The sequence below is a fragment of the Paenibacillus praedii genome (assembly GCF_049725345.1).
GTDB lineage: Bacteria > Bacillota > Bacilli > Paenibacillales > Paenibacillaceae > Pristimantibacillus.
In genome coordinates, this window is record NZ_JBMWAM010000010.1 from 55,994 (window position 1) to 80,686 (window position 24,693).

General features: G+C 44.9%; 23 protein-coding genes and 1 pseudogene. 7 read left to right on the forward strand and 17 right to left on the reverse strand.

Translation table 11 applies throughout. The features are described from left to right. Window positions 1-219: 219 nt before the first annotated feature. The 3 genes from ACO9K6_RS11405 to ACO9K6_RS11415 all read right to left on the reverse strand — a co-directional run bounded on the left by ACO9K6_RS11405 (window position 220) and on the right by ACO9K6_RS11415 (window position 5,069). On the reverse strand, window positions 220-2,208 hold the full coding sequence (locus tag ACO9K6_RS11405; protein ID WP_424767693.1) for a hypothetical protein: 1,989 nt from the start codon (window positions 2,206-2,208) through the stop codon (window positions 220-222). 38 nt (window positions 2,209-2,246) lie between these two features. Then, entirely contained in the window at window positions 2,247-3,701 is a 1,455-nt protein-coding gene (locus ACO9K6_RS11410) for a class I SAM-dependent methyltransferase (protein ID WP_424767694.1), read from the reverse strand. A 351-nt stretch (window positions 3,702-4,052) separates the two neighbouring features. Next, the gene (locus ACO9K6_RS11415; RefSeq protein ID WP_424767695.1) at window positions 4,053-5,069 is read right to left on the reverse strand and encodes an SDR family oxidoreductase; all 1,017 of its coding nucleotides are present in this window, start codon (window positions 5,067-5,069) and stop codon (window positions 4,053-4,055) included. Between the two features lie 363 nt (window positions 5,070-5,432). Here ACO9K6_RS11415 and ACO9K6_RS11420 point away from each other — a divergent pair, with 363 nt between their 5' ends. Together ACO9K6_RS11420 and pepT are read left to right on the forward strand one after the other, a co-directional pair. After that, window positions 5,433-6,632, forward strand: a complete 1,200-nt coding sequence (locus tag ACO9K6_RS11420; protein WP_424767696.1) for an MFS transporter — start codon at window positions 5,433-5,435, stop codon at window positions 6,630-6,632. 59 nt (window positions 6,633-6,691) lie between these two features. Next, window positions 6,692-7,924 carry a peptidase T gene (gene pepT / locus ACO9K6_RS11425; protein WP_424767791.1) on the forward strand — a complete coding sequence of 411 codons (1,233 nt, stop codon included), beginning with the start codon at window positions 6,692-6,694 and terminating at the stop codon, window positions 7,922-7,924. An 80-nt stretch (window positions 7,925-8,004) separates the two neighbouring features. Here pepT and ACO9K6_RS11430 read toward each other — a convergent pair whose 3' ends face one another. The 4 genes from ACO9K6_RS11430 to ACO9K6_RS11445 all read right to left on the reverse strand — a co-directional run bounded on the left by ACO9K6_RS11430 (window position 8,005) and on the right by ACO9K6_RS11445 (window position 12,048). Beyond that, window positions 8,005-9,018, reverse strand: coding sequence for a sodium-dependent bicarbonate transport family permease (locus ACO9K6_RS11430; protein ID WP_424767697.1), 1,014 nt, complete (start codon window positions 9,016-9,018; stop codon window positions 8,005-8,007). Between the two features lie 120 nt (window positions 9,019-9,138). Continuing rightward, on the reverse strand, window positions 9,139-9,504 hold the full coding sequence (locus ACO9K6_RS11435; protein ID WP_424767698.1) for a Na-translocating system protein MpsC family protein: 366 nt from the start codon (window positions 9,502-9,504) through the stop codon (window positions 9,139-9,141). A 263-nt stretch (window positions 9,505-9,767) separates the two neighbouring features. Continuing rightward, window positions 9,768-10,460: a response regulator gene (locus ACO9K6_RS11440; RefSeq protein WP_424767699.1), complete on the reverse strand. Its 693-nt coding sequence runs from the start codon at window positions 10,458-10,460 to the stop codon at window positions 9,768-9,770. Next, complete coding sequence (locus tag ACO9K6_RS11445) at window positions 10,432-12,048, reverse strand: ATP-binding protein (protein WP_424767700.1); 1,617 nt, start codon at window positions 12,046-12,048, stop codon at window positions 10,432-10,434. Before ACO9K6_RS11445 ends, ACO9K6_RS11440 begins: the two co-directional genes overlap by 29 nt. Before the next feature lie 262 nt (window positions 12,049-12,310). Here ACO9K6_RS11445 and ACO9K6_RS11450 point away from each other — a divergent pair, with 262 nt between their 5' ends. The 5 genes from ACO9K6_RS11450 (at window position 12,311) to ACO9K6_RS11470 (ending at window position 17,143) form a co-directional block, all read left to right on the forward strand. Further along, window positions 12,311-13,333, forward strand: coding sequence for a Bug family tripartite tricarboxylate transporter substrate binding protein (locus ACO9K6_RS11450; protein WP_424767701.1), 1,023 nt, complete (start codon window positions 12,311-12,313; stop codon window positions 13,331-13,333). A gap of 68 nt (window positions 13,334-13,401) precedes the next feature. After that, entirely contained in the window at window positions 13,402-13,857 is a 456-nt protein-coding gene (locus ACO9K6_RS11455; RefSeq protein WP_424767702.1) for a tripartite tricarboxylate transporter TctB family protein, read from the forward strand. 17 nt (window positions 13,858-13,874) lie between these two features. Then, a complete protein-coding gene (locus tag ACO9K6_RS11460) occupies window positions 13,875-15,401 on the forward strand; it encodes a tripartite tricarboxylate transporter permease (RefSeq protein ID WP_424767703.1) in 1,527 nt (508 codons plus the stop codon). A gap of 37 nt (window positions 15,402-15,438) precedes the next feature. Continuing rightward, window positions 15,439-16,860, forward strand: coding sequence for an NAD-dependent malic enzyme (locus tag ACO9K6_RS11465; protein WP_424767704.1), 1,422 nt, complete (start codon window positions 15,439-15,441; stop codon window positions 16,858-16,860). 37 nt (window positions 16,861-16,897) lie between these two features. Then, a complete protein-coding gene (locus tag ACO9K6_RS11470) occupies window positions 16,898-17,143 on the forward strand; it encodes an HPr family phosphocarrier protein (protein ID WP_424767705.1) in 246 nt (81 codons plus the stop codon). Between the two features lie 105 nt (window positions 17,144-17,248). On the opposite strand, the gene ACO9K6_RS11475 is transcribed toward ACO9K6_RS11470, so the two are convergent. From ACO9K6_RS11475 to ACO9K6_RS11520, 10 genes and pseudogenes are all read right to left on the reverse strand, one after another. Then, window positions 17,249-17,575 carry a type II toxin-antitoxin system RelE/ParE family toxin gene (locus ACO9K6_RS11475; protein WP_424767706.1) on the reverse strand — a complete coding sequence of 109 codons (327 nt, stop codon included), beginning with the start codon at window positions 17,573-17,575 and terminating at the stop codon, window positions 17,249-17,251. Further along, window positions 17,559-17,831 carry a type II toxin-antitoxin system Phd/YefM family antitoxin gene (locus tag ACO9K6_RS11480; protein WP_424767707.1) on the reverse strand — a complete coding sequence of 91 codons (273 nt, stop codon included), beginning with the start codon at window positions 17,829-17,831 and terminating at the stop codon, window positions 17,559-17,561. Before ACO9K6_RS11480 ends, ACO9K6_RS11475 begins: the two co-directional genes overlap by 17 nt. A 290-nt stretch (window positions 17,832-18,121) precedes the next feature. After that, window positions 18,122-18,979, reverse strand: coding sequence for a class II fructose-bisphosphate aldolase (locus ACO9K6_RS11485; RefSeq protein WP_424767708.1), 858 nt, complete (start codon window positions 18,977-18,979; stop codon window positions 18,122-18,124). Between the two features lie 454 nt (window positions 18,980-19,433). Further along, a complete protein-coding gene (locus ACO9K6_RS11490) occupies window positions 19,434-19,718 on the reverse strand; it encodes an alpha/beta-type small acid-soluble spore protein (RefSeq protein WP_424767709.1) in 285 nt (94 codons plus the stop codon). A gap of 130 nt (window positions 19,719-19,848) precedes the next feature. After that, window positions 19,849-20,238 carry a MerR family transcriptional regulator gene (locus tag ACO9K6_RS11495; protein WP_424767710.1) on the reverse strand — a complete coding sequence of 130 codons (390 nt, stop codon included), beginning with the start codon at window positions 20,236-20,238 and terminating at the stop codon, window positions 19,849-19,851. A 73-nt stretch (window positions 20,239-20,311) separates the two neighbouring features. Beyond that, a pseudogene (locus tag ACO9K6_RS11500) lies at window positions 20,312-20,530 on the reverse strand (aldo/keto reductase); the annotation flags it as partial. Between the two features lie 293 nt (window positions 20,531-20,823). Further along, window positions 20,824-21,537 (reverse strand): glycosyltransferase family 2 protein, encoded by a 714-nt coding sequence (locus tag ACO9K6_RS11505; protein WP_424767711.1) that lies wholly within the window; start codon window positions 21,535-21,537, stop codon window positions 20,824-20,826. Window positions 21,538-21,561: 24 nt separating this feature from the next. Further along, window positions 21,562-22,209, reverse strand: coding sequence for a polysaccharide deacetylase family protein (locus tag ACO9K6_RS11510; protein WP_424767712.1), 648 nt, complete (start codon window positions 22,207-22,209; stop codon window positions 21,562-21,564). A gap of 96 nt (window positions 22,210-22,305) precedes the next feature. Further along, entirely contained in the window at window positions 22,306-23,517 is a 1,212-nt protein-coding gene (locus ACO9K6_RS11515) for a glycosyltransferase (protein ID WP_424767713.1), read from the reverse strand. Then, complete coding sequence (locus ACO9K6_RS11520) at window positions 23,507-24,691, reverse strand: glycosyltransferase family 2 protein (protein WP_424767714.1); 1,185 nt, start codon at window positions 24,689-24,691, stop codon at window positions 23,507-23,509. Before ACO9K6_RS11520 ends, ACO9K6_RS11515 begins: the two co-directional genes overlap by 11 nt. Window positions 24,692-24,693 lie beyond the last annotated feature (2 nt).

The window sequence follows — 24,693 nt, forward strand, 5'->3', positions numbered from 1 at the left end:
GTCCGACCGTAGAGAAGATATTTCCTTCTCCTTTTATTCATTAGGATTACGTATTGCTTTGTAAAAAAGTTTAAATTTGTGCAAAAAATTCATCTGATTTAAATGCACTTTAACATATCATCGCTAAGATGAAAAGAAAGGACACTAAAATAATAGTGTCCTTTCACCGAAAAAATGTATAATTTTGTATTGTTAATCATAAACCGGACGTTCCTATTTTCATTTAAAGTTTTGCTTAATATTTCTGTTATCCAAATACTTAATCAGCAAAGAAAGAAATAATGAAGATCCAATAAAACATATCCATCCCATCCAATGCATCCCATCAGCAAAAATAATACCGAAAATCCCCGTTGTTAGCGCCCAAGGGAATCCGTAAATCGTTATGGCATTAATCAAATAGCTGGTTCGAGTTTCGGAATTATTTTTCATTATACTCTCAAGCTCCGCAACAGCTACGTAAAGCTCCTCCAACTGGCTATCTATGGCCCACCTGGTCTCTACCTTTTGTCTAAACTGCATTAGAAAATAATCCGAATGCGAGGGCATCGTTTGCAGGATGGTTTGTCTTAATTTTAATTTAATTCGGGACAATCGATTAGATAACCGCAACAATTGTCTGCCGCTCAATATTTTTTTGATCTCAAGTGTACTCCGAATGGCATCCATCTCATTGCTGATTTCCAGCTTCACCTCTGCTATTTCGTTATATCGCTTAAGCAGGTTGCAAAATTCAGCCCGAAAGCTTTCAATAAAAATCTCTTCCTTACTCCAGTCATCCAGCAGAAGAACTCCTTCGGAGTGGATAATAGCCAATCCCCCGGTCAACTCCATAAAGTCATAGCTGTTTTGTGGGGGAAGGGAGTCCAAGGTTGGTAAATGAGCGGACTCTTTTTTTAAGATACAAGCAGCAAAATATTGCTTAAGTGTTGGGGTTAACAATAAAGCCTGGTCATCCTCCTCGTCCCACTTCATGGCTAAAAGCTGCTTGCCGCTTTTTTCATCTTGAATATCGGGGGTACAGCTATGGACAGGACAAGCCTCACCTAAAGATGTCCCGTCTTTTTCATAGGGTCTCACACGAATGGAGCTTGCAGGATGGTACAGCTTCCACAATACATCCATTACTTCTTTCCAGGACAACTTAGAGCCGGGTACTCCCCCTATTTCTTTTGGCGCCGCAACCATGGTATACCTCCCCATTTCATGAAACCATGGTTGGTTGGCATCAGATACTTCCGAAAAACGAGGTTGATCCACAGGGCGCTCTCCTTGCCACTTCTCATCCTCTAGTCTTTCCAATTCCATCCACAGATCCTTTAAGTAGATTCCCGTAATAGGATCTGTAGATATCACGATATCGTTCCCGGTTCCAACGGCATCGGGTCGATGAACCGCCATAAGGCTAAACCCTGATTTAAAAAAGGTATGCTCAGAGTCATTGCGCAGAAATGCCTTGGCAGCACCCAAAGCCGTCTTTTCTTTAGAAATAAACGCATCAACTAATAACGTGTGTCTGGAATCTCTTATCGGAACCCGAAGCTGAACAAGATTGGCATGATGTAATGCCTGCAGATATTCCTGGTACTCCCGGTTTAAAAAGCCGTAAGCGCGATAGTACTCTTCAAGATGAATTTCAGGAACAGCAGATGGATTCACATTTTGCGCAAGCATAGTAAGAACAAACGTAAGGCAGGCCTTAAAGCCGGCTTGAATTATAGACTCTTGCGGCCTGGTCCCGCCAAAATAGGAATGTGCTAAGGAGTTGTGAAGACATCCCCAGGATACATAGGGTTCTCCTGTTGTTTTAACATCCCCTTCTTCCCAGCGGTTAACATAATCAATCCATGAAGTTGGAACGGTATGCGGATCTACTCCACATAAGCGAAAATAAAACAAAATCAAGGAGAAACAGGTATCTGGAGAGAGATCCTCCAAGATATATGTCCAGCTTTCAGGAGAATCTCCCATTGTTTCTCGCCATTCTGCCGCCAATCGCTCATCAACATGGTAAACCAATTCACTGACGGAACGATACTTCGTTTTTTTCTGATTCAAACTAATTCTGCTAGCAGCAGACAAAGAATCACCTAGCCCAATCATGACAACTTGCTCATCACTCTGCACAAAATTAGCGTCATACTTTATTTTAAAATGTTCGTCCTGTATATGTTTCAATAACTGTTCTACAGCTATAGACAATTGCATTCGTATACCCTCCGCGCATAGTAAACTAGACTTTTTCCTTATTGTCCAGTGACCGCCAGATAGACCGTTTCCTGATAATAAAAAGAGTCGTTCAGGAACTGCATTTCCAGCTCTTCAAGCGCTTCCTTCATCCAGCTGTACTCTTCCTGAAACTGTACGTTATCAGGTTGTTGACGCAATCTTTTCTCGAAGTTGTTTATCCGATAGGAGAAACTGCTTTGGTAAAGCGACATCCGTTCATCCATCGACTTATTTACGGTATCTTTGACATCGTAGAGAAGATTGATCTGACGGAATCCAGCTTTCCAAAGCTGATTATATAGTTTTCGCCCATTTGACCGATCGGATGCACCCTCTACTTCCTGCGTCATAATCAATATATTTTCCACCAAATCTTGTTCGTCCGGATAGGCCAGCTTTGAGCCGTCGTCCGATCCCCTAAGAACGATATAACCCCCTGGCCGAAGCAGCTTCCGAAGTTTGAATAGCGCTTTAACGGGATTGGACAAGTGATGCAGGGTAAGCGCGGAAAATATAAAATCAAACTGTTTTTGGCCATAGCTGTTCAATTGCTCAATCAGACATTTTTCAAAATCATCGCTTTCGACATCCGCCTGCATGAACGTATAGTTGTCACCATAACCCGCCTCATTCGCTTGTCGGACCTTGTCGCCGTTGCGGTCGACACCGAAGACATGGCTGAATACAGGATAGGCGCTAAACCGGTCAAACGTTATTTCTCCTCCAGCACAACCCAGATCTAGAGCCACAAGAGACTCCTTCCGTTCTAGGCGTTCCAACGCCTGCGTAAATCCCTTCTGATCGATCTCTCTATAATTTCCGCCTTGAACGATTAAACGCTCACTTTCTTTGCCATCACTAGGGCAATATTGAGATTGCCCATGCAAGGACTTCTTGATTTTTGGAAGCTTTAGAAGCGGACTCTCTTTCTCTTGTGTATGCAGGCCAGATTTATTCATATCAGAGTTATGTATTTGGTTCTCTTTTTTGAAGGACTGATTAATCGAATAACCTAAATCCGCAAAACCAAGAATGGCCAACAAATTTCTCAAATATTCATAAACAAGATTGGCTTCGCCGCGGCTGCACGCTGCTCCATGGTGTGTAATCCGATTCCGAAGGTTTACAATTTCCGAAAAATTAAGTGATTGAATAAGTCCCAAATCCATAGAGGTGTGTCTAGCCCACTTCTCCATGAGTTTGCTCTCCCGAAACAAACCAACCAACTCGCCAAGCCCGAAATCTTCTACTCCCTTCGTTCCCTTCCCTATCTTCTTTTCAACGTCTTGGAGCAATTCACGATCTTTATATGGCAGGGAAACAACAGCTTGCTGAAAAATTTTGCGAAATACGATCTCAAATACAGTGCAGCATTCTTTTACAGCTACGTCATAATCCCCTGATTGTAAAACACGTTGTATTAGGCCCAATTTGTCCTCTACCGCTATGGTTGATCGTGAGTCCGTTTTCATAGCTTCCTTTTTCCCCCTGATGACTAAATTAATCTTTTCTATTATAGCAATCATCTATTGCGATCGTCATCAATGGTATATAAGGGAGTCAACAGGAAAACTAGATCTTCGTAAGTTTTGTAATATTCTGTTGCATCGTATTCAAAAAGACTGGATATCATTAAATCCAGCTTCACTTAATTCAGAGATATATTTTTTTTAACGTTCCGTCTTCAACAGTCCCCTGTCTTCTTCCAAATCCTGTATGATATTGGATTTATCCTTTTCACTTACTTGCTGCGTCAGGAATATGCCGTTATTCACCAAGACTTTGGCTACTTCTTTTGCATAAAAAGGCGCTTGCCGACAAAGCTATTCCGTAATTGTCTTTACGGCAGCATCTAATACACGGATAACTTTATCGCACCAGATATCAAAATCCTTATCCTCGGTTTGATGCTCCGGGTGGGCTAATATGTATTCAATCGTTTGCTTGATACCTTGATCAAATCGAGTGGTTGCAACAAATTCGGGAACAAGTCTTTTCAGCTTTGAATTATCAAATACAACGGAATTAGCCTTATCTCCCAGCAATCCACCCCTGTAGTCCTCTTTGCTGCATGCATCCAAAAATGCGGATGAAACATGGACAGCATTGAGCTTCACGCCTAAAGCATCGGCAATTGCTTCATAGATTTGGTTCCAGGTAACGGTCTCATCTGAAGTAATATGAACGGACTCGCCAATCGCATGAATATTGCCCATTAAACCGATAAAGCCTTTAGCAAAATCACTATTGTGCGTCATAGTCCACAGGGAAGTACCGTCTCCATGAATGATCACGGGTTTGTTCTCCAGCATACGCTTAGCAACCTGCCAGGTTCCTTTGCTTCCATGTACGCCAAGCGGAATGGAACGTTCATCATAGGTATGGCTCGGTCTTATGATCGTAATTGGAAAACCACTGTCACGATACTGCTTCATTAAATAATCTTCACAGGCAATCTTGTTTCTGGAATATTCCCAATATGGATTTGATAAAGGAGTTCCCTCTGTAATTCTGTAATCTGACAAAGGCGTTTGGTAAGCAGAAGCAGAGCTGATGAAGATGAACTGTTTCGTTTTTCCCTTAAATAAGCGATAATCTCTTTCCAATTGGGCAGGTTCAAATGCAATAAAATCAGCAACGACATCAAACTCCAGGTTTTCAATAAGCTGAGACACTAGGTCTTCATCATGAATATCCGCTTTAATGATGTTTACGCCAGATGGCAAAGCCTCGTTTCTAGAGCCCCTATTAAGAAGATAAAGCTCCCATCCTTCCTCTGCCAGCTGCTTTGTGATTGCAGAGCTAATTGTTCCCGTTCCTCCAATAAATAGCGCTTTCATAAATCCACCTCCTGATTTTCTAAAAACCTTTAATAACCAAAAACGCAGATGCCGTTCTCAGACTCCGCGTTTTGCTATTACTATCCCATGCAGATTACTAATTTAATATACCATATAACGCATAAAACGGGCCAAAAAAAGAGCGTTTTCTCTTTCCATCCCCGTTTCGATTCCTACCATTTACTCTCCCCGCCATTTTACGATCGAACCCGCTTCTCAACCTTTTCACTTCATCTTTTAAAGAAATCTCTTGATTATACGCTCCGAAAACTAAATAATATGAAACAGGCGTTATGAACCGGTACTATATAGGATAATGTTTGGAGCTTTATCCTACGCAGCAGAAAGGTTGACATGAATATTATGGAATTATCTCAACGTATTACGAGGAAACAAGCAATTAAAGAACCGTTCCCCATCTCTATACTTTCTCTTACAGTTGGAGCCTTTGCGATTGGAATGACTGAATTTGTCATCATGGGCCTTCTGCCTAATGTCGCTGAGGACTTGCAGGTCAGCATCTCATCCGCAGGACAACTCATTACCATGTATGCCCTCGGTGTAGCGATCGGGGCTCCGATACTGACGGTCCTTACCCATCGAATCCCGCAAAAGAAACTGTTATGTCTGCTTATGATTTTATTTATTCTCGGTAACGTCATCTCGGTTTTCGCTCCAAGCTATGCCATTCTGATGGGAGCTCGCGTGATAACCGCATTGACTCACGGGACATTCTTTGGCGTTGGGGCTGTTATCGCCTCCAATCTTGTACCGCCGAACAAACGTGCCGGGGCCGTATCCATTATGATGGCTGGTCTAACCATTGCGAATATTATTGGTGTTCCTCTGGGGACATTTATCGGTCAAAACATGGGGTGGCGATCCTCGTTTGGCGCAATTGCGATCATGGGAATCGTGGCATTGATCGGCATACTTATCTTCATACCGCAAATCCGGCAAGACAAACCAGCGAGTATTGTTCAGCAGATTACCGCGCTTATCAAACCCAAGCTCCTTCTATACCTGCTCATCGGAGCGCTGGGCAACGCCGGTCTATTCGCCGTATTTACTTATATCACCCCACTGCTTGTGCAAGTCAGCGGTTTTGCCGAGCATAGCGTAACTTGGATTCTAGTTCTATTCGGCTGTGGGGTGACCCTCGGCAATATCGTCGGCGGAAAGCTTGCGGACTGGAAGCTGATGCCCTCTATACTGGGACTTTACTTCACAATATCTTTAATTCTTACTATCTTCACTTTTACTATTCATAGTCCAATTGCGGCGGTATTGACCATTTTCCTATGGGGAGCTGCCTCCTTCGCCGTCATGCCGGGACTGCAAGTACGAGTTATGAGCCTGGCACAGGCAGCGCCAGCGCTTGCCTCAACCTCCAGTCATTCCGCCGGTAATCTGGGAAATGCGGCTGGCGCTTTCATTGGGGGATGGGTCATCACTCACCTGGCCTTAACAGCCCTCCCTTGGGTCGGTGCCGTGCTAGTAGGACTAGCTCTAATTTTAGGAATGGCTTGCTATATCACAGAACGCAAGTCCGCTGTGGCGTAATCAACCCGCTTTCGTTGCTATATAACTAATTGTACTGGAGTTGTGAAATGACAATGACAATGAAAATCGAGATGATGAACAGATTCATCTCTTATGCGCAAGTTGAAACACAGTCCGATGAGAGCAGTGAAACCTGCCCCTCAACACCAGGACAGCTGGTGCTGGCCCGTATGCTCGCAGACGAGCTGAAAGCCATTGGCATGCAAGAAATTACCTTGGACTCGAACGGCTATGTTATGGCTACTCTTCCGGCCAATACGGACAAAGAGATCCCGACAATCGGCTTCCTAGCCCATATGGATACGGCCACCGATTTTACAGGCACTGGCGTGAAGCCTCAAATCATAGAAAAATATAACGGGCAAGACATCGTCTTGAATGAAGCGCAAAATATTATCCTGTCGCCGCGGGATTTTCCTGAACTAGCAAATTATAATGGCCATACATTGATCACGACAGACGGCACCACCTTGCTTGGTGCAGACGATAAAGCCGGCATTGCCGAGATCATGACGGCCATGAATTATCTAATTCGTCATCCAGAGCTGAAGCGCGGCAAAGTGCGGGTAGCCTTTACCCCGGATGAAGAAATCGGCAGAGGTCCGCATAGGTTTAACGTGACTGCCTTCGACGCTGTTTATGCCTATACCATGGATGGCGGCCCCCTTGGCGAGCTTCAGTACGAAAGCTTTAACGCAGCCGCTGCCCTCATTACGTGCAGGGGCAAAAACGTTCACCCCGGTACAGCCAAAGGCAAAATGGTCAACGCCGCTAAAATAGCCATGGAGCTGCACGGGAGGCTGCCTGCTGATGAAACGCCTGAGCGGAGCGAAGGCTACGAAGGCTTTTACCACCTGAACTCCATTCAAGGTGACGTCGAGCAAACACAGCTTCGTTATTTGATCCGCGATCACGACCGTAATCGGTTTAATGAAAGAAAATCCGAACTGGCTGCTATCGTAGAGGATTTGCAGTCGAAATACGGGGTTGGGCGAATTCAGCTTGAAATCAAAGACCAATACTTCAACATGAAAGAAAAAATCGAGCCTGTCAAAGAAGTGGTGGACATCGCCAGACAAGCAATGGAAAATCTCGGTATTCAACCCATCATCGAACCGATTCGCGGCGGTACAGACGGCTCTCAACTATCCTATATGGGATTGCCGACACCGAATATATTCACAGGCGGGGAAAATTATCACGGCCGGTTCGAGTATGTTTCGGCAGACAATATGGTGCAGGCTGTCAATACCATTATCGAAATCGTCAAGCTGTATGAGCAACGAGTATAAAGGACATACGTTATTTTACAAAACGAAAGACGCCAAGCTTCTGGCGTCTTTTTTTGCGTGCTTCCTTCTGCGAGCAGTGTCTAAGAAAAAAGCTGTGCCATTTGATAATAGAAAGGAATACCTAGCGTCAAATTGAAAGGGAAAGTGATTCCTAAGGAAAGACCCAGATAGATGGATGGATTTGCCTCCGGGACGGAAGAGCGAAGAGCCGCCGGAGCAGCAATATAAGAAGCGCTCCCGGCAAGGACTCCCATCAAGGTCATCCCTCCAAGTGACAAATCAGCAACGTGCCCTACCCATACGCCTAACATTCCAAATAACACAGGCATGAACAACCCTGCAAGAATTAGTTTCATGCCGTATTGACGAACAGTTCCAAGGCGTTGACCAGCAATTAGTCCCATATTCAAAAGGAAAAGTACTAAGATGCTGCTGTATAAATCAACAAACAACGGCTTTATCGTTGGCAGTGCCTCATGCCCGACAGACCAGCCAATGAGGAGGCTTCCCAATAAAAGTAATATGCTTTTGCCAAATAGGCTCTCTTTTATGACAGAAGGGTCAATCCCATTTGTTAATAAACGCCCTCCATTGATCCCGAAACTTCGGGAATAGGCAGGTGAAGTTCCTTTTCTCTGTTCTATCGTCTTAAGAAGAAGAAGGGATACAAGAATAGCCGGACTCTCCATGATCACCACCATCGCACCCATATAGCTCTCATAATCCGTCTGGACATGGTTCAAAAACGCAACCGCCGCCCCATAGGTCACAATACTGACAGAGCCGTAGCTCGCGGCTAGGCCGATGGAGTTTTTCAGGTCCAATCCTATCCACCGGCATATCACTAGCGTTATTATGGGAATGACCATGCCAAGAACTATAGCGCCGAGCAACGGTTTCACCATATGGGAAATCGGGTGCTCAGATAGCTCTATTCCTCCTTTAATTCCGATTGCAATCAATAAATAGATACTTAAAGCCTCGCTTAAGCCTGCTGGAAACTTCAAATCAGATTTGACAAACGAAGCGATAAGTCCCAAGACGAAAAATAATACAACTGGAGTAAACAAATTATAGATCATGATATCAAGCATGGAAAAAAACCCCTCTCTTCAAATAAAAAACCGGAAATATTCAGGGCCATCGCCTGATTATTCCCGGTTTATTTTCAACTGACCATCATGGTTTTTGAAAATCTGCCTAGTATGTTATGACTATCTTTTCTCTAGTGAGTCAGACAAAATAAAAACCATAATTCGTTCTCCCGTTTGAGTACTAATGTCCGTGTAAAAACTAACAACGGATTCTCCGGTTATCTGCTGAATGATCTCCCCAAGCTGTTCTCTTCCAGACTCGATAAGATCGGAGCGGATTTTTTTAATAGACAACAGCCCTTCTCGCGTCTTAGCCAGCGCTTGTTCAGCCGGGGTCAAAATCCCCTTCAGCAAAACAATAACCATATTCCGTATAATATCCGATTTAACCAATACGGATCCCCGACCGAAATAATCCTTCTCCCACTGGGTTAATGCCCTGCTCAACTGATTTTCCATTTCTCCCTTGGACATGCTTCCAGCCATCACTTCATTACCTCCCAAATAAAAAAATCGGCAATTTCCTCCTGGTAGTTAAGCCAAAAAGGAAATACCGATTTACTGTAATCTTAATCTTGAGCTATCTCACTTTTTCATCCTGCCCCATTCATGGCTCAGTATGCTAAAGTGGATTCGTTTCAGGAGATTATTTTTACGAATCGTACGATGTTATTATTTTATAATTATTATATTGGACTTTGGCATTTTGTCAACTGTTCGCTTTATTTTACCACGTTTACTCCATGCAGTCACTGTTGCGTTCTTTTATATACTCTCTCCGGCCTTCCAACGGTCCCATAGGAGATATCGGCAGCCATTTCTCCCTTTGCCACGAAATACTCCAAGTAGCGCCTTGCGGTCGTACGGCTAAAACCGGCCTTCTTCCCAAGCTCCTCCGCCGTCAGCACCTCCGGTGAGCCCTCAATGAAGGCAAGGATCTTTTCACTCGTTATTTTATCAATTCCTTTAGGAAGATATCTATCCTTGTCTCCACTGTCGCCCGATCCCCAAAGCAGCTGATCAATTCCTTCCTGATCCAACTGTTTATTCTCCCCTCCCAGCAGCAGCATCTTGTGATGATACTTTTGGTACGACCTCAACTTTTCTTGAAACCGTTCGAATACAACCGGCTTTATCATAAAGTCATACACGCCGCCGCGAATCGCTTCCCGTACCGTATCAAATTCCTTCGCCGCTGTAATAATAATGACGTCCGTTAACGGGTTTTTTTTCTGAATATGCTGCAGCAGGACAAGGCCATTCATATCAGGAAAATATAAATCGAGCAGCACGAGATCTGGCGCCAGGATGTCCAGGTGCTCATGCGCCTGCTGCTCGTCCGTTGCAATGCCTACCACTTCGAAGCCCTCGATCTTTTCTACAAAACGGCGGTTAATCTGTGCAATTCGAAAATCATCCTCTATAATGAGCACTCGTATCATGGCAATCTCCCTTTACCTTTGGAATCACGACCGTGAATACAGATCCACCCTCAGAACGGTTATGGAAGCTGATCGTTCCCCTTAGCTGTTGTACTACCTGTTTCACATTGGATAGACCAAAACCTCGATTCGACTCCTGCTTCGTAGAGAACCCAACATCAAAGAGGCGGCCCGCTGCCTCCTCTGGTATGCCGACGCCGTTATCATTGATTTCGATGGTTAAGTCATCCCCCGCATCGCTCAGCAGCACGGTAACCAGCTTCGATTGGACGTTTGAAGCAAGCACAGCCTCCAACGCATTATCAATTAAATTGCCGATGACGGTGACGAGTTGGTTGCGGCCCATATGATTCGGAATCGCTTGAAATGTACTCCTCTTATCGATTTCCAGATTTACCTTCAGTTCATTGGCGCGATTAAATTTACCGATTAAAATCCCTCCAATAATAGGATCCGGTATTTCGTGCAGCAGAAACTGAATCAGATTTTGATGTACGTCGGTTTCGTGAGTGATGAGGTCCATGGCCTCCTGATACGATTCCAGCTGGATGAGACCGTAAATCGTATAGAGCTTATTGGAGTACTCATGCGACTGCGCACGAAGCGCTTCGGTATAGCGTTTCACTTGCGTAAGCTCCTCCGTTAAGCGAAGCAGTTCGGATTTATTGCGAAAGCTGGATACCGCCCCGACAACCTGCTGCTGATGATCGAAAATCGGCAGACGGTTCACCACGACCATGCTGTCGTTAATGACCATTTCTTGATCCCTTTCAGCCTTTCCGGATTTGATTACATCAAGCAGCCGGGATTCCGGAATGACATCCCACACATGCTTTCCGGTAATCTCGATCCTCTCCAGCGGATCAATGAGCTTTAATGCCGTATGATTAGCAAGTGTAATGATTCCATCTGTATTAACAGCGATAATGCCTTCGTGAATGGTTTCCAGAATGGCTCTCTTCTCCTGGTACAGCAAGCCGATTTCCTTGGGCTCCAGGCCATGGATGGATCGTTTCACGCCATTGGCAATCGCGATCGCCCCGACGCAGCCAACCAAGAGCGCAATACCCGCAAAGAAGATCATCGCATTGCGATAGGCTTGTGCCGACTCTTGTATATCCTTGACTAAAATGCCCACAGATACAATGCCTATGATTTGATTTTGATCATCATAGATCGGCGTCTTCCCCCGCAGAGAGGGCCCCATAGAGCCCACAGCTTTCGAAACAATCGATTGACCGTTCAGAACAGGACCATTATCTCCCCCTACCATTTCCTTTCCGATTCGATCAGGTAATGGATGCGCATAACGAATGCCCTCCCGGTTGCCAATGACAATGTACTCGGCATCCGTCTCCATACGGATCTTTTCCACAATCGGTTGAATAGTCATTGAAGGGTCTTCATCGTCGAAGGCATCCTTTATCACATCCATTAAAGCTACCGTCTTCGCTATTTTAAGGGCAGAGGCACCCACATTTTTCTCCAAGGTGATCACCAGCATCCGCTCAAAGCTAAAGGTTAACGCGATAATAATGACAAATAACAGAGTGCCAATCAATAAAATAAGTCTCGTTTGTAATCGCATACAAATTCCTCCTTGCAACGAGTAGCTCGCCCGAATGCGGCATTTCCTTATTGTATGATACATATCTCCCTGAGCCTAGCCCCTTGTGTCGATAGTGGCCGTAAATTTTATGAACAAAATTAACATTATGATTGTATTTTGACTTATTTCGTTATTCTGTTCAACTCGTATCAGCGATGCTAGTATGAAGCATATAAATTAAGTAAGCGCTTTCAATATTACTGCAGGCTTACTTGATTGATTCCAAAGGAGGAATACTCAAATGGGGCAGATAACAAATCATTGGAAAACAATAGTAGCGGCAGCTTTTGTTGCGGTTAGTCTTACAGCATGCGGTACGGCATCGGATGGCGGGAGCTCGAAAGCGGATAATTATCCAGAGAAGCCCCTTATTATTACAGCCCCTTCCGGAGCCGGCGGCGGGTGGGATAAAACAGCAAGGTCCGTGACCAAGATATTGGGTGAAACAAAGCTCGTCGAACAAACGATGACGGTGGAAAATAAGCCGGGCGGCGGCGGCACCGTATTTCTGGCGGAATATGTGGCGAAAGACAACGATGACCCTTATAAGCTGTTTGTAAGCTCGCCTCCCATTCTCATTAACAATCTCAAAAAAGAAGGAAACAGTCCTTACGGATACAAGGATGTTACCCCTTTAGCGCAAATCACGAAGGATTTTGGCGCAATTGCAGTTTCCGCCGATTCCAAATACAACGATCTTCAGGCGCTAATCGACGATATTAAGGCTGATCCTACAAAGGTTACACTCGCGGGCGGCTCTGCACCGGGGTCCATGGACCATTTGATCAGCGTTCTGCCAGCCTTTAAATCAGGCATTGATCCGAAAACAATCAAATACTTGTCCTATGATGGCGGCGGAGAGGCCATTGCCGCTCTGCTCGGCAACAATGCCGATGCGATCGGCACCGACATTTCCTCGCTCGGCAGCTATTTGAAGGCCGGCAAGATCAAAATTCTCGCCGTTACGTCCAGCGAGAGAATGGACGGCGACTTTAAGGACGTTCCTACTTTAATGGAGCTTGGCCTCGATACTGAATTTACGATATGGCGCGGCGTATTTGGCCCGAAAGGCATGACGGAGGAGCAAATCTTATTTTGGGATGAAACGTTTAAGACTCTATCCGAGAATGAAACTTGGAAAAAAGAACTGACAGCGAATGATTGGGCAAGTGAATACAAAAACTCCGCCGATTTCAAAAAGTTTCTGGATGAGCAAGAAGCAGATGTTCAGGAGCTGTTAACGGCGCTCAGCATGCAAAAATAATCGAGTGGCCAAGGGAGGGAGAAGATCTTTCTCTCTTCCCTTTACTTTTTTACAGGAGGTGTACGACATTGAACAAGGTCTTCGACCGCTATGCCAGCATTGTTTTTTTGCTGTTAGGAATCGGATTCATGTGGCAGAGCACGAAAATCAGCTCCTCCGCCTATGGCAGCTCGGTAGGCCCTAATATTTTCCCCTTCGCCCTTGGCGCGCTGCTCGTTATTTTAAGCATACGATTGTTCTACGAGGTATTAAAGACAAAGGGTCAGAGCACGAGGGAAGAAAAGCTCGACTATAGAAGGTTTCTGATCATCTTTGCTGCGGCATTCTTATATGCGTTTTTCCTGGAAACGATCGGATATATCATTGGAACATTCCTATTCCTTTTCGTCAGCTTTCAAGTGCTGGAACGAGGAAAGTGGCTCAAATCGATTTTGATCTCCGCGCTTTTTGCCGCAGGCGTTTACGTCATCTTTGTCGTCATACTAGAAGGCTCCATGCCGGGCTTTCCAACCTGGTTATCGTGAGTATCGGAGGTGCTTGAATGGACACATTACAATTTCTAGCGAACGGCTTTGCTACAGCCTTTCAATGGCATAATCTGCTGTTCGCTTTCGTAGGCGTGCTAATCGGTACCGCTGTCGGGGTGCTTCCCGGCATCGGTCCTATGAGCGGTGTCGCTCTGCTTATCCCGATAACGGCATCGATGACCGGCGGGCTGCCGCCTGAAGCGGCGGCCACAAGCTCCATCATCTTGCTGGCCGGCGTTTATTACGGGGCGATGTATGGCGGATCAACGACCTCCATTCTTCTTAACACACCGGGAGAATCCTCATCGGTCGTGACTACCTTGGACGGCTATCAGATGGCCACGCAAGGTCGGGCCGGCGCCGCCTTATCGATCTCCGCGATCGGTTCCTTTGTGGCAGGTATATTCGCCGTTATCGCACTCATCGTTCTGGCTGAGCCCTTATCGAACGTTGCGATTAAATTTGGTCCTGCGGATTACTTTTCGTTAATGCTTCTTGGATTATGCGCCGTCAGCGGCCTGGCGGGCAAATCGATTACGAAGGCTTTGATTATGACAATAATGGGCTTGCTGCTTGCTACGATCGGCATGGATACCGTTTCGGGCGTCGCAAGGTTTACGTTCGGCGTTCCGCTGCTTTATTCCGGACTTGAGTTTTTGACCATTGCGGTCGGATTGTTTGCTTTGGGCGAGGTGTTCAAGACGATCCTGGAGAAGGACTACTCTGCGAGTGCAACCGCAAAGATTGGACGTATACTGCCGACCAAAAAGGACTTAAAGGACAGTGCCGGCCCAATAGCTCGCGGCTCGGTATTAGGCTTTTTTATCGGCATTCTGCCTGGCGCCGGTGCCACCTTGGCCTCGTTCTTCAGCTACATTTTGGAGAAAAAAATAAGTAAAAAACCCGAAACGTTCGGCAAAGGCAATATCGCCGGCGTAGCAGCTCCCGAGTCGGCGAATAACGGCGCGTCCGGCGGTGCTATGATCCCATTGCTTACATTAGGCATACCGGGTTCAGGTACAACCGCTATATTGATGGGCGCTTTGATCATGTATAACATTCAGCCGGGCCCTTTGTTATTCGAGGAGCATCCCCAAGTGGTTTGGGGGCTGATTGCCAGCATGCTGATCGGAAATCTCATTTTGCTCATTCTCAATATGCCGCTTGTGAAGGTATTCGCCAAAATCATTCAAACGCCGCCGAAGTACTTGATACCGATCATTATCGCGATTTCTATCTTTGGCGTCTATGCCGTACAGGCACAGGTTTTCGATCTGCTGCTGCTGCTTGGCTGCGGGGTTGCCGGGTTCCTTCTTGTACGGAATGATTACCCTTTAGCGCCCCTCGTGCTCGGTTTAGTTCTGGGGCCGATGATCGAAAATAATATGCGTAGAGCGTTAACGACTTCCAATGGTGATTTCATGATCTTCCTGCAAAAACCGCTGTCACTCGTTTTCTTAATTATTGCGGTGCTCTGGATTATGGTTCCCATCTTACTGAAAAAGAGAGGAAAACAGGTTGTAGTCAACGAGGAAGGTTAGCGAAGGAGCATGATGAATACAACTGCGGGAGGTAGCCATGGATAACAACAGACTCGGCGGAAAAAGCATTATTCTCAGACTCGAGATCAATACGCAGGAGGTTCATTTCGGTAAAGTCGCATCCTCCATATTCGAAGCCGGCGGCGATATCGTGGCCATCGACGTCATTCAGACCAGCCAGAATATGTCGGTCCGCGACATTACAATAACCGTAACCGACACGGTCGATATCGGTATTATTACCGAAATGATTAAGGGGCTGCACGGGGTTCGACTGGTCAATATTTCCGATAGAACCTTTCTCCTGCATCTAGGGGGGAAAATCGAAACCAAGCTTAAAACACCGATTCAGAACCGAGATGATCTGTCTCGTGTGTATACGCCTGATGTAGCGCGCGTATGCATGGCCATTCACGAAGAGCCAAGAAAAGCATTTACATTAACCATTAAGCGAAACACCGTTGCTGTCATCTCGGACGGAAGCGCCGTCTTAGGACTTGGCAATATAGGTCCCTATGCGGCAATGCCCGTTATGGAAGGGAAATCGATGTTATTCAAGCAGCTGGCAGACGTCGATTCCTTTCCGATCTGCCTGAATACACAGGATACCGAACAAATCATAACTGCGATCAAAGCGATTGCACCCGGCTTCGGAGGCATTAACCTGGAGGATATTTCTTCTCCCAGATGCTTTGAAATCGAGCAAAGGCTCCGCGAGGAATTAGATATTCCTGTATTCCATGATGATCAGCATGGCACGGCGGTTGTCTTGTATGCAGCTTTAATCAATGCCTTGAAAATCGTAAACAAATCCATTCATGAGATAAAAGTCGTTGTGTGCGGGATCGGGGCAGCCGGCATCGCCTGCAGTAAAATTTTATTATCGGCGGGGGTCAAAGACATCATAGGCGTGGATCGGCAAGGCGCCCTGGCTGCCGGAACCACATATGGCAATAGCATGTGGCAGTGGTATGCGGAGCATACGAATCCCAATCGCATTCAGGGTTCTTTACAAGAAGTGATTCAGGGTGCTGACGTATTCATCGGTCTTTCTTCGGGTGGACTGCTTAGCCGTGAAGATGTTATGGCGATGGCGGACAACCCCATCGTTTTTGCAATGGCTAATCCAACGCCGGAAATCAAGCCCGAGGAAGTCGAGGATATCGTCGCGGTCATCGCCACCGGCCGTTCAGATTATCCTAACCAGATTAATAATGTGTTGTGTTTCCCGGGCATATTCCGCGGCGCTTTGGATTGCAGAGCTACGACCATTAATGAGGAAATGAAGCTTGCGGCTGCCGAGGCGATTGCCTCTGCCATATCAGATGAAGAAAGAAGCCCGCATTATATTATTCCGAGCGTCTTCAATCAAAATGTCGTGAAAGCGATACGCGATCTCGTCATCAAAGCAGCCATAAAGACTGGTGTCGCTCGAAGAATACCTCGAGAATATAGATGACAGAATGAAATAACTAGACATGAACGGAGGTCATGGCATGGGTGCTGGAATTCGGGCAATCGTGGATATTAATCAAGTGGCAGCCAGTTATCAATCAAGCATCGTACTCCGCATCAGCGATACGAAATTCATCGACGTCAAAAGCATCCTTGGACTAAGCGTTACACTGTACCAAAACCATGAGTATAGACTTGAAATTCATGGTCCAGATGAGGAAGAAGCCAAAGCCGCCATGGCAGATGTTTTCAATAAACATCATCTCCATGTAAATGTGAATCGTTAAAGCTAACTTTTAAAACATATCCTCGTTGATGTCTGTATCAAATTGTTGATTCTATTCGAGTTTTCTCTACGAAGAGGCGAGTGGCTTCCCACTCGCCTCTTTATCTTATTTAAATGAGCCAAATAGTTCCCGAAGGTAATCTCTACGCCCATGCAATATGCGATGGATAATCACAGTTCCTTGAATTACCCGATAGAAAACTAGATATGGATTTATCACAATAAAACGGTAACCTCGTTGTACTAGTGAATATTCATCTTCTGACAAAACAGAACCCATTTCAGGGAAGTCCGCCAAACCCGAAATGTGAAGATCTAACTTTTGCAACAAGTTATCTGCAGCGGAAAAATCATCCTTAGATATATATGAGAATATTTCATCCATATCATCGACTGCTGCCGGAGAATATTTGACCTTACTCTTTGGCGGCATTTATTTTCCTTCGCATCCTTACCATTACTTGTTCATGTTCAAGTAATTGTTCTCCCTTAGCTACCTGCTTTTCTGCTACCAAAAGCTTAGATTGAAGCTTGATGCGAGCCTCCATCCGTCGATATGCCTCATGACTCATAACAACTAAATCAGCTTCCCCGTTCCTAGTTAGCACCACTGGCTCATCAAGTTCGTGGCAATATTTAGAAAATCCATTGTAGTCCTGTCGAATTGTAGTGGAGGGCTTAATATTCATTCATCTCAACCCTTTCTAAATGACATTATTCTGACTATATTATATCATTAAAATAACCGTTATCGCTACTCGCCGCTTTACCACTATTGTGATAAGGTTCATCTCTCCTCACTCACTGATAAAGCAGTTTGATCCAATCCATCGTTTTCTGCAAACCAGAAAACGATGTTTTTAATGCTCTTGAAGTCAGCTTCCATATGGGTTTCCTTAATCAATGAGCTCATTAATTAAAAAAATGGTTGGACCGGATGCAATTTGCACCCAGCCCAACCATTTTCGCTTTTTGTTTATTACGCTTTATTAGAAGAACCAAACTCACGCATTTTACCCGCAACTGTTGCTTTAATAGCGTCACGGCCTGGTGCCAAAAATTTACGTGGGTCGTATACTTCTGAATCAGAAGTCAAGATTTCACGAGCGATTTTTGTAAAAGCGATTTGGTTTTCTGTGTTTACGTTGATTTTTGCAGTTCCCAGCGAAATCGATTTCTTAATATCTGCAGTTGGGATTCCTGTACCACCATGCAATACCAATGGAAGTTTAATTGTTTGGCAAATTTCTTCCATCTCTTTGAAGCCTAGGTTTGGTTCGCCTTTGTAAGGACCGTGAACAGAGCCTAGTGCCGGAGCAAGGCAGTCAATACCTGTAAGTTCAACAAGCTGCTTACACTCTTGCGGATCTGCATAGATAACCCCATCAGCAATTACGTCATCCTCTTGTCCGCCAACTGTTCCGAGTTCAGCTTCAACGGAAACGCCGCGCTCGTGTGCGTATGCAACAACTTGTTGAGTTGTTTTCACGTTTTCTTCAAACGGCGAATGAGAAGCATCTATCATAACGGAAGTAAATCCAGCATCAATGGCTGCTTTACATTTTTCAAAGCTTGAACCATGGTCTAGGTGAATAGCAACCGGAACCGTGATTTTCATTTCTTCAATAAGAGATTTCACGATCGCAGTTACAACTGTGAAGCCTCCCATGTAACGAGCGGCACCTTCAGAAACGCCAAGAATAACAGGTGACTGTTCTTCTTGAGCAGCGCCCAGAATCGCTTGTGTCCACTCTAGGTTATTGATGTTGAATTGACCAACAGCGTAACCTTCTTTTAATCCTTTGTTCAACATTTCTTTCATTGAAACTAATGCCATGTTAATCCTCCTTCAAAATAATTGCATTTTAATGACTCGATCTTTCAATCATACCCAATTCATCTGCAGTTTAAAATGATGTTCATAAGCTGCAGTTATACTGGTACGAACGGAATAGGATTTTCCTCGTTCACGTTCATCTTATAAGTCTATATGTTATCACAAATTTCATTATAAGACACCTATTGTGGGGCTGATTACTTTATGTCACTTCTTAGATTATATCATATTCACAACCATTTTATGGCCTCTGCTTTTTTTGCTATTCTATTAGGAGCAAACTTGTCCATTCTTATTTCATAAGAATACAAAAGTACAAAACAAATATCCTCAAAATTATATTTTCGACGTGTGCATTCAATGTATCTATTCTCTTTCAACTATTAACTCAGAAAATCCGATCAATTTCTTGAATCTCTCCGCATTTTAGCTGATATCACTGTCTCAGAAGTCTTCAGAACTGCTCCCTGTTCGCTATTTGCTCTTGCGCTAGACGGATCATTTCCCGAACCATGGAACCGCCAATTTTGCCGCCGACATGGCCCACCGATTCCGTTGTCAGACTGCCATTGTCACCTGGCTGCAGAGGTACACCAAGCTCCTTAGCCACTTCGTATTTCACGTCGTCCGGCTGGTTCGGATCAACGGCATATCCTTCGCGCTTCATTACTCCTGCTTTGAAAGCCTGCATCCCCTCTTCCACCCCTGGCAACGCATACCTTCTCCTTCTTCTTGCCATTATGATGCACTCCCTTCGAAGTCTTTTTCCATAACATGCCCGGAAGCACAAAATTTCATCCCGCTTCCACTTCGCGCGGGTTACCCTTCAATTCGAATAAAAAGATACCGAGCGCAAAAACAGTGACCCATTATTTGTTTTGTGGAGCAGTTAATGTTTTTTCTTTTTCCATTATTGTCTGCTCATATCTTGCGATTTTGTCATTCATCCGTTCAAACACTTTCTTCATCTCTTCCATTTTATTGGAAAGTTGATTGCGCTGCTCAACTAGGAGCTTTTTTCGAGCATCCATCGTCTCATCACCCTGCTGAAACAACTCGACATACTTGATTAAAGTCTCGACTGGAAGGCCGACACCACGCATACATTTAATGTACTCTACCCACCTGCAGTCCTCTTCCGTATAATCCCTGATTCCGCTTTTATTGCGGTTCACGCGTGGGATAAGTCCAACTCGTTCATAATAGCGAAGTGTGTCCTGTGACAAATCATATTTTTCACTTACTTCTGCGATCAACACGCAAGCTTCACTTCCTAATTTCAGATCAAGAACGCCCAATAAAAGGGACAGGGCGTTCTTGTCGTATTTTATATCAAATCGCACCTATTACCCTATGAGGAACATAAGGCTCCTCCAGCAACGCCATTTCTTCAGGTGTTAACGTAATCGAAAGAGCAGCTACCGCATCTTCGAGATGAGACATTTTTGTAGCACCGATGATGGGAGCTGTTACTGGTTCTTTCTGCAGCAACCAGGCCATTGCGATATGAGCGCGGGGAACGCCACGCTTTTCTGCGACCGCTGCAGCGCGTACGCCGTACATGGACCGACTAAACAAGCTTCTTCATGCCTCCGATCGAGTTAGAACGCTTCCCCGTGAAAACGTGGGATGTGGCAGGTTATGGTAAGGTTCTCCGTATCACTCGATCAGCGAAATAAGAAGGGCACCCACATGGTGCCCTTTGTATCAGCTTATTCTGCAGGCTGGCAGCCATCGATTAAATGCTCTGCTCCCAGAAATAACAATTCGTTTTGCCCTCAATCTGGCCAGCCAATTCCTTTCATACACAGCAATCGCGTCCTCGCCCATTTAACTGCCTGATCCTAGTCGACATGCAGCTGCTTCGGTACTTTTTCCACGGCCTGTCTATACTCCTCCGTTACATACAATATTTTTGATTTTTTCATTAATTTATCATTGTTTGATTTCCATGTATGCTGTTTTTCGTCCCTTCGTACGCATACATAATTATATCGGTCTGTCACAAAAATTTTAAACTGTTCTTCCAGGCACTGTTTTATAAACAAAGAGTCTTCGCCGACATTGATCGGATGAAACTTCACATGTTTCCACAGCTTTTTCTTAAATACCAATGTTGATCCCTTTACTCCATTGTTTCTTTGAATAAACCTTTTTACTTTCCTATGAGCTAAATGAATGGCGAGAGTCTTTTTTTCTTCAAAGTACATGAAGACCGTTCTCTTGCAGGCCATATCCGCACCTTTGCGCTGCAAGGATCTTACTTGTTGTGCGAGATAATTGGGGGCATAGTAATCATCATCGTCATACTTTGCGATAATATTATACCGGCTTTTTTTAATTCCAAAATTTAAGCATTCCCCTAGAGTAAGGTGGGGCATTTTATAAACCGATACATCTTTAGAACGAGCGGCTCTTGCACGCCAATTGGCGATATCCATCTCTTCCTCGTTCAAGATAATGATGAGTTCCTTTTTCTTAATTGTTTGTTTATCATAATTTTCAAAAACATTCTCCATAAACTGTTCCCTAATCGAACAACATATAACAGAGACCATTCGAACCCTCCTTCCGGGAATCACTCATGCTGAACCGTTAAAATAAGGCGCGATCCCCAACAATTCCGAAACCGTCAAGAAACGAAAACCTTGCTTGCATAGAATTTCAATGCAATAAGGAAGGGCATCCACCGTTCCGGATAACGGACTCCAACCGTTATGTTGTAAAATGATAGAGCCCGTTTTAACACCTAAAAGAATATTAGCGGCGACTTGGGGGCCCAAAATGCCTGTCCAGTCACGGCTATCTATATCCCATAGAATGACTTTGTAGCCAAGGGCTTTGCATTGCTTCATCACTTGCTTATTCGTCTTACCGTAGGGGGGACGAAATAAGCGCGGCTTTTGGCCAATGATCTGATAAATGATATTTGAAGTATCCTCGATTTGTCTGTGAACTTCGGAAGGGGCGATTTCTGTTAAGTTGGGATGATTCCAGGTATGATTCGCTATTTCATGGCCTTCACGGACCATACGCTTTAACATTTCTTGATTACTATTGATGTGTTCACCGCAGCACATGAAAGTTGCCTTCACTTGATAATGGTGTAAAATATCTAATATACGTGGTGTGTATATCGTGTCCGGGCCATCGTCAAACGTGAAAGCCACAACCTTGTCCTTTCGCTTAGTGACTTTGGGTACTGCCTTTTTCCAGTTAGTTTCAGTCATGAACGCCTTCCTCCTCAAAGATACTGCATTATATTCCGCCAAATCGACGGATGCTATAAGAAACGCACCTTCGGTCCGCACAGGCAAGTTCCTTTATTACTGCATCTCGTCCCCCCAACCAGACAGGTCATCAAACGTTTGAATGAGTCCCGGGCAAAGACCGCTGTGCCGCAGCTCGTTTCGCTGCTGACGAGCAAGGGAGAGGGACGCCGCAGACGATGTGCCTCTTAGCTTCATCAGAATCTGATCCCGGTAATGCCCGTCTTTGAGCCACGCCGCCGTGTTCCTCAACATCTCGCACATCGCATCTAGGAGCGGGCGATAAGATTGCCCCTTCAGTTCAGTTAATAGGTAATATTCCTTTACCAGAACATGTTCCTGCAGCCGGCTTATCATCCCAAGTAAAAATACGGCATGCACACAGGTTTCGAAATTAGGATGTTTCTGTGTATAAAAGAAGTAATTTGAAAACATTTCGAGATAGTCATACAACACCGGATGCTCCTGGTGATAACAACCAACGCTAGAATCGGCGCGAAAAGACACGCCGAATCGATATAACCGGTAACCCAATTCCCAGTCCTCAAACCCCCACCCTTGAAAGCCCTCGTCAAATCCCCCAACTTCTTCTAAAAGTTCTCTCCGTACAGAAACATTACAGCTGATAAATGAGGTCCAAGGCAATTTGTATTCGTTTAGATCGGGTCCAAAATTGTGCAAGATTTCCGGAAAATACGGACGAGGAAAACAAAATTTTCGGTAAACGCCCTTCTTGATATCATTCCTCGTCAACAAACTCGCGGCGGCCTTGTTGGAGTATGACTTCTTTATCTCAGGTCCGAGGCGCTTGTAAAGCTTGCCGTCTTGTTTCAGCAATAAGCGAAGATTATGATGCACGTCGCTTGAAAAGTTCGGGTAATACACCGTATAGACGCCTTTCAAATGCATGGCGCCCGTCAAAACCAAGTCCTGGCGAGCTTTGTGATGTTCAACATGATTTTGGACAAAGTCCTGCTCTACAAGCATTTCAGCATCCAAAAAAATGATTACCTTTCCGCTCGCAACAGTCAGTCCCCTATTCCGGGTAAACGAACGGCCTTTCTGTGTTTCATTGCGCAAATAATGAAAAGGGAACGGGGGCTCATAGCGACCTAACGACTTCGAAGTGTGGTCTGTGGAAGCATCATCCACCACAATAACTTCCATCCGGGATCGATCGAAAGTTTGATTGTTTAAGGAGTAAAGCAGAAGCTTTATTTCCAAACATTTATTATAGGAGGGTATGACGATGCTAACTTCATAGCTCATAACGATTCACCGCTTTCGCGTACAGTTCTTCTACGAACGCAACGAATGAGGCATATTCGGGCTTGCTTCTCACTTGATCTACTTCTGCCCAGAAGCGTTCTTCATCCAACTTATCGAATTGCCCCGCCTCCTCTCCGATCCCGGGGAAGTTCACCTGTGAACATCTCCAAATTAACCCATTTAATTGACTGATAAACTTTGCGGTTACGATCCTCTCGGTAAGCAAGCGGTCCCGGTCAAACATAAAAGCGCTCTTCCTGTGCGTGTCTCCGATGTCAGGGAGGCACTCATATAGTGCCATTTCAGCGGCTTGGTGTTTTTTGACCATGCGCTGCATATTTGAAATCCTTTCAGCCTCCTGATTATGATTCCGATGGTGCTCCTGGTGATAATTTTTCAGAGTGGGATCGACGATAAATGAAAGACCTTCTTTCCACAAACGATAGCCAACATCTGTGTCCTCGCATCCGTAACCGATGAAGCGCTCGTCAAACCCATCGATTCGTAAAAGGTGCTCTTTCCTTACGGAAACGTTCATCACGACAAAGAATATCCAAACGAAGTAAAAGTCCCCTGTAGCGTAATGAGCGAAAAAATTTGAAATAAAAGTATCGTGATGGATCAGCGGGGATTTCCGGATGTTCTTAACTTCCTTTTTCAAGAGAAGATGAGAATAGCACTGCTCATCCAGTTTATCTTTTAAGGAGGCATACCTTTTCTTCAATTTAGCATCCCGTTGCACAAGTTTCTTTATCAAACTAAACGTTTGAGGGTCAAAGGTTGGATACAGGTGGGAATAAACGGACTGCCAGAAAGATCCGCAAACCACCGCGTGATCAGAGTTCTGGTGAAAACTCGCATGTCTTTCGATAAAATCCGATTCTGCAATCATGTCGCAGTCACTGAAGAGGATAACATCGCCCGAAGCCGCATGAATTCCTGTATTGCGGGCCCCAGCCCGGCCCTTATTGGGACGGTTATATATATATTTCACGGGAAAATTCCAGTCGTTGTTCTCGAACCATGCTTGAGTTCCGTCCCCGGATCCGTCATCGACAACGACAACTTCAAACAAATCCTTAGGATACGTTTGGTAACGGTACGATTCGAGTGCATTACGAAGTCTCTCTCTAGAATTGTAAGATGTCAGAATTACGCTTATTGTTGGTTTCATAC